The 9389-nt window shown below is 67.0% G+C and carries 6 protein-coding genes and 2 pseudogenes; 2 read left to right on the top strand and 6 right to left on the bottom strand.

The genetic code is table 11. The features are described 5' to 3' along the window. Positions 1 to 29: 29 nt before the first annotated feature. Positions 30 to 2570 carry an MMPL family transporter gene (locus Y705_RS0110200; RefSeq protein WP_026532777.1) on the bottom strand — a complete coding sequence of 847 codons (2541 nt, stop codon included), beginning with the start codon at positions 2568 to 2570 and terminating at the stop codon, positions 30 to 32. A gap of 40 nt (positions 2571 to 2610) precedes the next feature. Further along, positions 2611 to 3240, bottom strand: a complete 630-nt coding sequence (locus Y705_RS0110195) for a TetR/AcrR family transcriptional regulator (RefSeq protein WP_026532776.1) — start codon at positions 3238 to 3240, stop codon at positions 2611 to 2613. 128 nt (positions 3241 to 3368) lie between these two features. Here Y705_RS0110195 and Y705_RS0110190 point away from each other — a divergent pair, with 128 nt between their 5' ends. After that, a complete protein-coding gene (locus Y705_RS0110190) occupies positions 3369 to 3764 on the top strand; it encodes a VOC family protein (RefSeq protein ID WP_026532775.1) in 396 nt (131 codons plus the stop codon). Positions 3765 to 3800: 36 nt separating this feature from the next. Here Y705_RS0110190 and Y705_RS0110185 read toward each other — a convergent pair whose 3' ends face one another. The 4 genes and pseudogenes from Y705_RS0110185 to Y705_RS0110170 form a co-directional block, all read right to left on the bottom strand. Then, positions 3801 to 4187: a DUF779 domain-containing protein gene (locus tag Y705_RS0110185; RefSeq protein WP_026532774.1), complete on the bottom strand. Its 387-nt coding sequence runs from the start codon at positions 4185 to 4187 to the stop codon at positions 3801 to 3803. Between the two features lie 9 nt (positions 4188 to 4196). Then, positions 4197 to 5720 carry an acetaldehyde dehydrogenase ExaC gene (gene exaC / locus Y705_RS0110180; RefSeq protein ID WP_026532773.1) on the bottom strand — a complete coding sequence of 508 codons (1524 nt, stop codon included), beginning with the start codon at positions 5718 to 5720 and terminating at the stop codon, positions 4197 to 4199. Positions 5721 to 5826: 106 nt separating this feature from the next. After that, positions 5827 to 7182, bottom strand: a complete 1356-nt coding sequence (locus tag Y705_RS19040; protein WP_049822583.1) for a GAF domain-containing protein — start codon at positions 7180 to 7182, stop codon at positions 5827 to 5829. 75 nt (positions 7183 to 7257) lie between these two features. Further along, a pseudogene (locus tag Y705_RS0110170) lies at positions 7258 to 8683 on the bottom strand (FAD-dependent oxidoreductase). Positions 8684 to 8781: 98 nt separating this feature from the next. On the opposite strand from Y705_RS0110170, the pseudogene rarD reads away from it, so the two are divergent. Beyond that, a pseudogene (gene rarD / locus Y705_RS19035) lies at positions 8782 to 9389 on the top strand (EamA family transporter RarD); the annotation flags it as partial.

The following is a 9389-nucleotide window of genomic DNA, read 5'->3' as shown; positions in this document are numbered from 1 at the left end:
CAGCCATATGTGCTTAATCAGCGGGGGGATCAGGTCCGGACCAGCACTTCTTCCGGCTTACTTTCGGTGCGGGTGAGCCTGGCGCCCTCGACATCGACGTCGGGCAGGATCCGGCCGAGCCACGCCGGCAGCCACCACGCCCTCCTGCCGAGCAGGTACATCGCCGCCGGGACGAGGGTCATCCGCACCACGAAGGCATCCACCAGCACGCCGAACGCCAGGCCGAAGCCGATCGGCCGGACCATCGCCAGGTGCGAGAACACGAACCCGGTGAAGACCGCCACCATGATGATCGCCGCGGCCGTGACCACGCGCGCGCCGTGGCTGAAGCCGATCCGCACGGCAGCACGCGGATCAACCCCGTGCACGAAGGCTTCGCGCATCCCCGACACCAGGAACATCTGGTAGTCCATCGCCAGCCCGAACAGCACGCCGATCAGGATGATGGGCAGGAAGCTGAGGATGGGCCCCGGGTTCGTCACACCGAAGAATTCCCCGAACCAGCCCCACTGGTAGATGGCCACCGTCGCGCCGAAGCTCGCCAGCAGCGAGAGCAGGAAGCCGGCAGTCGCGATCAGCGGCACCAGGATAGAACGGAAGACCAGCAGGAGCAGGATCAGTGACAGCCCGACGACGATCCCCAGGTACAGCGGCATGGCCTCCATGAGCTTCGCTGAGACGTCGATGTTGGCAGCCGTCTGCCCCGTCACGGCGATGGCCACCCCGGTTTCGGCTTCGATGTCCGCCGAGGAATTCCTCAGGTCCCGGACAAGGTTCTCGGTGGTCTCACTGGCCGGGCCCTCCTCGGGGATCACCTGGAAAATGGCGGTCCGGCCGTCCTCGCTGACGGTGGCCGGGATCGAGGCGGCGACATCGGGAATGGCCGCCAGGCGGTCGTTGACCTCCAGCTGCAGTTCGGTCAGCTCGGCCTCGTCGGCTGTTCCGGGCAGGGAGCCGACGACGATCAGCGGACCGTTGGTCCCCTCGCCGAACTTCTCCCCGACGGTGCTGTAGGCCTGGAAAGCGGTGGAATCGGCAGGCTCGGTGCCGCCGTCGGGCAGCCCGACGCGGAGCTGTGCGGCCGGCACCGCGATCACGCCGAGCAGCACGACGCCCGCGATCAGCGTGAACACGGGCTTCCGGGTCACGATGCCGCCCCAGCCCCGGCCGGCGGCGGCGCGCTGGTCGGCGGCCCGCTGGAGCGTGCCCGGCATGCCTGAGACCGATTCGACCTCGTTCTTCGCCCAGCGCCGCTTCGAGATGAGCCTCGTCCCGAGGACGGCAAGGAGTGCCGGCGTCAGGGTCAGGGCCACCAGGACCGACACCGCGACGGTGCCTGCGGCGGAGAGACCCATCACCGTGAGGAAGGGAAGTCCCGGAACCGCGAGGGCGGCGAGCGCCACCACCACGGTGAGTCCCGCGAACAGCACGGCATTGCCGGCAGTACCCGTGGCCTTGCCGATGGATTCCTGCATCTCCATGCCGTGCAGCAGCTGGGTCCGGTGGCGGTTCACGATGAACAGGGAGTAGTCGATCCCCACGGCCAGCCCGAGCATGAGGGCGAGCACGGGCGAGATGCTGTTCATCTCGATCAGCCCGGAGAGGGTGAAGGTGATGCCCACCCCCACTCCCACGCCCACCACGGCCATGACCAGCGGCAGCCCGGCAGCGATCAGGGTCCCGAGCATCAGCACGAGCACGATCGCCGCGACGAGCAGGCCCACGATCTCCGCAGGCCCGAGGATCTCCGAGACGTCCTCGACGATCTCCTTGCTGAAGTCCACGGAGACCCCGGCGTCCGTCACGGATTCCGCCGTCACCTGCACTTCCTCGCGGAGTTCCGGCGTCACCGCGTTGATCTGCCCCTCGAACTGCACGCTCGCGACGGCGGCCGTGTTGTCCTCGGAGACGAGGCGGATGCCCGACGTCGCTTCAAGCCTGCGCTCCCCCAGCTCCAGGGACGCATGACCCGCTTCGAGCTGTGCCCGCCCGTCCTCGAGCTCGGCCCTGACTGTGTCGAGCTGCGCCTGTGCGGCTGCAAGCTGCTCCTCGGTGGCTTGGACCTGCTCGGGCGGAAGGAAGGCCCTCCCCTGCTCGAACGCTTCCCGCTGCGCGTCCAGCTGCTCCTGGCCCTGCTCAAGCTGTGTTTTGCCGTCGGAGAGTTGCTGCGCGCCGGCCTCGAGTTCGGCACGGCCGGCCTGCAGTTCGGCGCTGCCGCTTTCCACCTGGGCTACGACGTCGAACGGATCCACTACCGACCGGACGCCGTCGAGCGCGGCCACCTCGGCGAGTGCCGCCTTGACCGCTGACTCCTGGTCGGCGGTGAAGGCGCCGTCGTCGGAGGTGAACACCACCGTGCCGGTGCCTCCCACGGCCTCCGGAAGCTCATCCCTCAGCCGGTCGGAGATACGCTGCGACTCGGTGCCCGGGATGGAGAAGTTGTTGGTCAGCGTTCCGGAAAAGGCGACAGCGGCCCCGCCCACGGCGAGGATGATCGCCAGCCAGGCCGACACCACCCACCACCGCCTGCGGTACGCGAACTTGCCGAGCCGGTAGAGCAGAAATGCCATGAGGGGTCCTTGCTGATTGGTGCCGGGAACGGAGGGAGTGTCAGGCGGGGTGCGCGAAACCTTCGCGGAGCAGGGACAGGGCGCGGACGATCCGCGCTTCGAGGTCGGCACCGGAGGCGTCGTCGGGCTCGGGGGTCTCCCCTGCCCAGTCCTGCATGGCCGCCTTGGTGCAGGAGAGCACCGAGCCGACGAGCGCGGTGACGTACAGATGGGAGACGCCGGAGCCCAGGCGCTCCTGGACGGCCTGGACGATCCGGGTTTCGGCGCGTTCCCAGGAATGGAGCTGCGCACGGAGCAACTCCGGATTATCGGCCGCCATGCGGAACAGCTCGCCGTGCGTCCCCAAATTCTGCACCTGGGTGGTGGCCCCGAATGCCGCGATCATCGTGTCGAGCAGCGGGAGCCCGGCGGGTTGTTCGGCGAAGATCCCGATGGCCAGTTCGAGGAAGGACTCCATACGGATGTTGAGGGCTTCCTCGGCACTGTGGAAGTAGTTGAAGAAGGTGCGGCGCGATACCCCGGCGGAGGCAGCGATCTGGTCCACGGTGAACGACCCGGGGCCATCCCTGCGTGCCAGGGCGAGCGCTGCGTCGGCAATGGCTTTCCGGGTGTCGATCTTGTTCTGCTCGCGGCGCCCCGGGGGCTCCGTCGTCTCGGCTACCTTTTCCACAGTCCTCAGGCTAGTTCAGAACTTGCACAGTGTGCAATTTGTGGCGCCGTTCAATCATCCACGACGGCGCGCGCGGGAACGAGAATTTATGCGTTGCGGGAACCGTCCAACCCCGATAGATTCCCGGTATGCAGCGTGTCGAAGGCATCGGGGGTCTGTTCTTCCGTGCGTCGGATCCGGACGGCCTCACCCGCTGGTACAGCCGGCATCTCGGCATCGATCCACCGCCCGCCTCCTACGACGAGGCACCATGGCGGCAGGAGGCCGGATCCACGATTTTCGCCGCAATGCCCGCGGATTCGGAACACTTAGGGAGCCCGCACCATAGCTGGGCCGTCAATTTCCGGGTCGCGGACCTCGAGGCAATGGTGATGCAGTTGCGCAGCGCGGGCATACAGGTCGCCGTCGATCCGGCGGCCTATCCCAACGGGACGTTCGCGAGCCTCGAGGACCCGGAAGGTAACGGCATCCAGTTGTGGCAGCCCGCAGGAGCTGACCAGCAGGACACGGAAAAGGGCGGGTGACCAACCCCGCCCTTCCCCGCCGCAGCTACGCCGCAGCTACGCCATCAACCGTGACCGGATGAGGAACCGCTTGCCCTCCGGCGCCTCCACCGAGAAGCCGCTACCCCGCCCCTGCACGACGTCGACCGTCAGGTGCGTGTGCTTCCAGTACTCGAACTGCTCCCTTGACATCCAGAAATCGATCGTCCGGCTGCCGTCGTCGGAGATATCGAGCACCCCGAGCAGGATGTCGGCTTCCGCGGTGATGAACTCTCCCGCCGGATAGCACATGGGCGAGGAACCGTCGCAGCAGCCGCCGGACTGGTGGAACATCAGCGGACCGTGGATGCCCCACAGTTTCTGCAGGAGCTCGACGGCGGACCCGCTCAGGGCCACCCGGGAAAAGGTCTCGCCCGGCAGGACCACCGAGGCTTCTACTGTCACAGCATCTCCCTAGAAGAACCCGAGCTTGTTCTCGGAGTAGCTGACCAGGAGATTCTTGGTCTGCTGGTAGTGATCGAGCATCATCGCGTGGTTCTCGCGGCCGATGCCTGAGGACTTGTAGCCACCGAACGCCGCTCCCGCCGGGTAGGCGTGGTAGTTGTTGACCCACACACGGCCCGCCTGGATCTCGCGGCCCGCACGGTAGGCGACGTTTCCGTTCCTCGACCAGACGCCGGCGCCCAGTCCGTAGAGCGTGTCGTTGGCGATCTCCAAAGCCTCGGAGTAGTCCTCGAACCTCGTGACCGAAACCACCGGCCCGAAGATCTCCTCCTGGAACACCCGCATGTTGTTGGTGCCCTCGAAGATGGTCGGCTGAACGTAGTAGCCCTCGGCGAGATCGCCGCCGAGCGTCATCCGCTCGCCGCCGATCAACACCTTCGCGCCCTCCTGCCGGCCGATGTCCATGTAGGAAAGGATTTTCTCCAGCTGGTCGTTGGAGGCCTGGGCGCCCACCTGGGTGTCGGTGTCGAGCGGGTTGCCCTGCACCATCTTCCCCACCCGGGCCACGGCGTCGGACATGAACGAGTCGTACATGGACCCCTGCACCAGGGCCCGCGAAGGACACGTGCACACCTCGCCCTGGTTGAACGCGAACAGCGCGAAGCCTTCGAGCGCCTTGTCGTAGAAGGCGTCATTGCTGTCGGCGACATCCGAGAAGAAGATGTTGGGGCTCTTGCCGCCGAGCTCGAGCGTGACCGGGATCAGGTTCTGGCTGGCGTACTGGCTGATCAGCCGGCCCGTGGTGGTCTCTCCGGTGAAGGCGATCTTCCGGATGCGCTTCGACGACGCCAGCGGCTTGCCGGCCTCGACGCCGAAACCGTTGACCACGTTGATGACGCCGGCGGGCAGGATGTCGCTCAGGAGCTCCATCAGTACCAGGATGGACGACGGCGTCTGCTCGGCCGGCTTCAGCACGACGGCGTTGCCCGCGGCGATCGCGGGGGCGAGCTTCCACGTGGCCATGAGGATGGGGAAGTTCCACGGGATGATCTGGCCGACGACGCCGAGCGGCTCGTGGTAGTGGTAGGCCGTGGTGTCGTCGTCGAGCTGGGACAGGCGCCCCTCCTGGGCGCGGATGGCGCTGGCGAAGTACCGGAAGTGGTCCGCAGCGAGCGGTATGTCGGCGGCCAGGGTCTCACGTACCGGCTTGCCGTTGTCCCAGGTCTCGGCGACGGCGAGCATCTCGAGGTTCGCCTCGATGCGGTCGGCGATGCGATTCAGCACTGCGGCGCGTTCGGCCACGGAGGTCTTGCCCCACGCGGGGGCGGCCTTGTGTGCGGCGTCGAGGGCGAGGTCGACGTCCTCCGAGGTGCTCCGCGCCACCTCGCAGAATGCCCTGCCGGTGACGGGGGAGATGTTCTCGAAGTACTGGCCCTTGATCGGGGCAACCCACTCGCCGCCGATCCAGTTCTCGTACCGTGGCTTGAAACTGACCTTGGAACCATCCTGGCCAGGCTGGGCATAAACAGTCATCGCTCAACTCCTTGAACTTTCTGCGGGACATGGACGTCGTCGTCCTCATCCTGCGAGCGTATTGGCCCGAGCGTTGCAATTACGTTGCAACGTTGCGTGCCTGCTGCTAGGCCCGGCCGGGAACGTCCGGCTCCGCGATGCCGACTTCAATCCCGAGCTCTCGGTCCATCCATTCGAGATGGGCGACGACGGCGGCCCGTCGGGGCGAGCGGGCCGGCAGGAGCTTCAGCGCCGTGGTCCAGGCTCCGACGTCGTACTCGGCTTCAGGCAACTGGAGGTACTGCAGCAGCGCGTCGGGCGCGGCATCGTTGAGGACGGCTTCGCGCAGCAGCGTACTGATCTCGCTGCGCAGCCTGAGGATCGCGGGGGCCTGGGAGCGCGGCAGCACCGGACCGCGATAGATCCCGAGGGCGAGTCGGTGGGCCCCCCGGTGCAGGTAGTTGAGGACCTGTACCGCGTCGACCACGAGGTCGGTGGGCAGGCGGTAGGGGCGCGAGGAGGGGACCAGCGATCCGCCGTGCTTGGCGAGGACCTTGCGGAGGCGCAGCATCTCGGCGCGCACCGTCGTCCCCGAGGCGTGTTCCGGGTAGGCCATCAGCGCGAGCTGCTCCGCGGTGACGCCAGTGGGGTGGAGCGCCAGCAGTGCGAGCAGTTCGGCGTGCCGCAGGCTGAGCTGGATGGACCGGCCGCCGACGTGGACCACCCCGTGGTCGGTGCCGAGGATCTGCAGGCTGTCGCGGTACAGGACCGACGATTTCGGCGGCACCGGGGCACGCCGCGCTTTGGGAAGCCTGCTCTGGAGCCGGTGAATGCTCAGCTGGGCCTCAGCCGCCGCGACGGTCGCCTCGACGAGGGAGAGCGTATTGGCGGCGACGGCGTCGGAGGTTCCCGTGATGTCGACGACCCCGAGCACCGTTCCTGAATCCGGGTCGTGGAGGGGCACCGCCGTGCAGCTCCAGGGGTGCACCTGCGGACTGAAGTGCTCGGCCCCGGCGATCTGGACGCTGGCCCCGAGGGCAAGGGCTGTACCCGGGGCGCTCGTCCCCACTGCCGCTTCGGACCAGTCCGCCCCCGCGACGAACAGCATCCCCTCGGCCCTGCGGCGCAGCTCCCGGTCTCCGTCGACCCAGAGCAGCCGGCCGTTCTCGTCGCCCACGGCCACCAGGAGACCGCTGTCGGCGCTCGGCTGGACCAGCAGTCGGTTGATGACGGGCATGACGGCCGCGAGCGGATGACTCTGCCGGTACGCCTCGAGCTCGTCTTCCGAATAGAAGAGGCTGGCCGCGACGGCATCGGGATCGGGAAGATGCGTCAGGGACCGCAGCCACGAATCGCGCACGATCCTCCGCAGGTTGCCGTCGAGGCTGTCGCCCTGGCCCAGTGCCTCGTGCGCGGCGAAAGCGCGCTGCTGTGCGGAACGGGACGTCAGTTCCTCGGGGCTGGACGAACGGGACGGCGTCATTGGCACTCCGTATCGGGATCCGCCCCACCGGCTCCTGTGGGACGGATCACAGTCTAGCGGGATTACTCCTGCTGGCTACTCTCCGCATGACACCGCCACCATGGAGTCCCGCGGAACGAGCTTCACCCTTTCGCGGACCAGTTCGGCCGTGCCGGTGGTGTTCACGAAGTTCGCCCCGAGTTTCAGCTCGTGGGCGTCGAGCTTCAGCCAGCCCTCCCACGTGGTGTACTGCACGCCGCGCGATTCGAGGAGGTCGATGATGGCATCCTTCGACGGGTCCTCGGCCGGCGGCAGGTTGAGTCGGTCCTCCAGCAGATACCCGATGGTTTCGAGGGCGTCACCCTTGGTGTGGCCGATGAGTCCCACCGGGCCGCGCTTGATCCACCCCGTCGCGTAGATGCCGGGCACGGCGTTGCCGTCCTCGTCGAGAACGCGCCCGCCCTCGTTGGGAATGACTCCCCGTTTCTCGTCGAAGCCGACCTCGGGCAGTTCGGAGCCGAAGTAGCCGATCGCCCGGTACACGGCCTGCACCGGGTAGTCGAGAAACTCGCCGGTACCGCGCACGCTGCCCTCTCCCGTCAGCTCGGTCCGTTCGAAGCGGATTCCGGTGACCTTGCCGGGGGTCTCGGGGGAATCGAGGATCTCTACCGGGGTATGGAGGAAGTGCAGGTGCAGCCGACGGGAGGCGCCGGTCGGCNGGCTCGTCCTCGACGAGCCAGTTGGTCAAGGTCTTGACCATGGTCTTCGTCTGGTTGTTGCCGGCGATCTGCTGTTCGGAGGCTGCATCGAAGTCGAAGTCCTCGGGGTACAGCACGATGTCGACGTCTCGCGAGTGCGAGAGTTCGCGCAGTTCGAGCGGGGTGAACTTCACCTGCGCCGGCCCCCTCCGGCCGAAGACATGGACGTCGGTCACCGGCGACGCCTTGAGGCCCTCGTACACGTTGTCCGGAATCTCGGTGGTGAGGAGGTCGTCCGCGTGCTTGGAGAGGATCCGGGCGACGTCGAGTGCCACGTTGCCGTTGCCGATGACGGCGATCTCCCGAGCTTCCAGCGGCCAGGTGCGTTTCACGTCGGGGTGGCCGTCGTACCAGGACACGAAATCGGCGCCGCCGAAGGAACCGTCGAGCTCGACGCCGGGAATCGGAAGATCAGCGTCCCTGATGGCGCCCGTCGCGAAGATGACCGCATCATAGAAACGCCGGAAATCGGACAGTGTCAGGTCCCGGCCGTAGTTGATGTTGCCGAGGAAACGGATGTCGCCGCGGTCCAGCACCTTGTGCAGGGCGTTGACGATCCCCTTGATCCGCGGGTGGTCGGGGGCGACACCGTACCGGATGAGGCCGTACGGTGCAGGATACTGGTCGAAAAGGTCGATACTGACCTCGAAGTCGCCTCCCTGGACCTGGTTGGACTTCGTCAGGATGTCGGCGGCGTAGACGCCTGCCGGCCCGGCGCCGATGATCGCGACCCGCAGCGGACGGGCCGCAGCTGAGGTAGACACTGATATGCCTTCTTCCGTGGGAAAAGCTCTCGAATATGCCCTGCGCCAATAAGCGCACGTTTTCCTATTCTAAATGGCGGGCCCGACGCGTGGCTAAAATGTGCGGCCGGCCCCCGGGGAATAAACGGCGCAGCCAGCCCGTTCCCGCCCTCGTGAGCCGATCAGCGCAGAGAGCCCGACGCCCAGCCCGGAGCGAGAATTCGCTGGGCATCTTCTTCGGCATCGGAGCCTACGGCCTGTGGGGCCTCCTCCCGCTGTACTTCATCATCCTCGCCCCGGCCGGTCCTGTGGAGATCGTCGCGAACCGGGTGCTGTGGTCCCTGCTGTTCTGCACCCTCCTCCTGACGGTCCTGAAATCCTGGGGACCGGTCAGCCGGGCCGTCCGGACCCCGCGCGTCCTCGGCCTCCTGACCATCGCCGCACTCCTGATCGCCGTCAACTGGCTCGTCTATACCTACGGCGTGACGAGCGGACAGGCCATCGAGGCGTCGCTGGGCTACTTCATCAATCCCATCGTGTCGGTGCTGCTCGGCGTAATTGTGCTGCGGGAGAAGCTGCGGCCGCTGCAGTGGGTGGCGATCGGCATGGGCCTCCTCGCCGTCGTCGTGCTGGCCATCGGCTACGGTTCGGTGCCGTGGATCGCCCTGGCCCTCGCGTTCTCCTTCGGCTTCTACGGCTTCGTGAAGAAGAGCGTCGGCTCCCGCGT

Source organism: Arthrobacter sp. H41, from assembly GCF_000520535.1.
In the GTDB taxonomy this organism is placed as follows: domain Bacteria; phylum Actinomycetota; class Actinomycetes; order Actinomycetales; family Micrococcaceae; genus Arthrobacter_D.
Note: the sequence above shows the minus strand (reverse complement) of the source record. Positions and strands in the feature narration are given on the sequence as shown.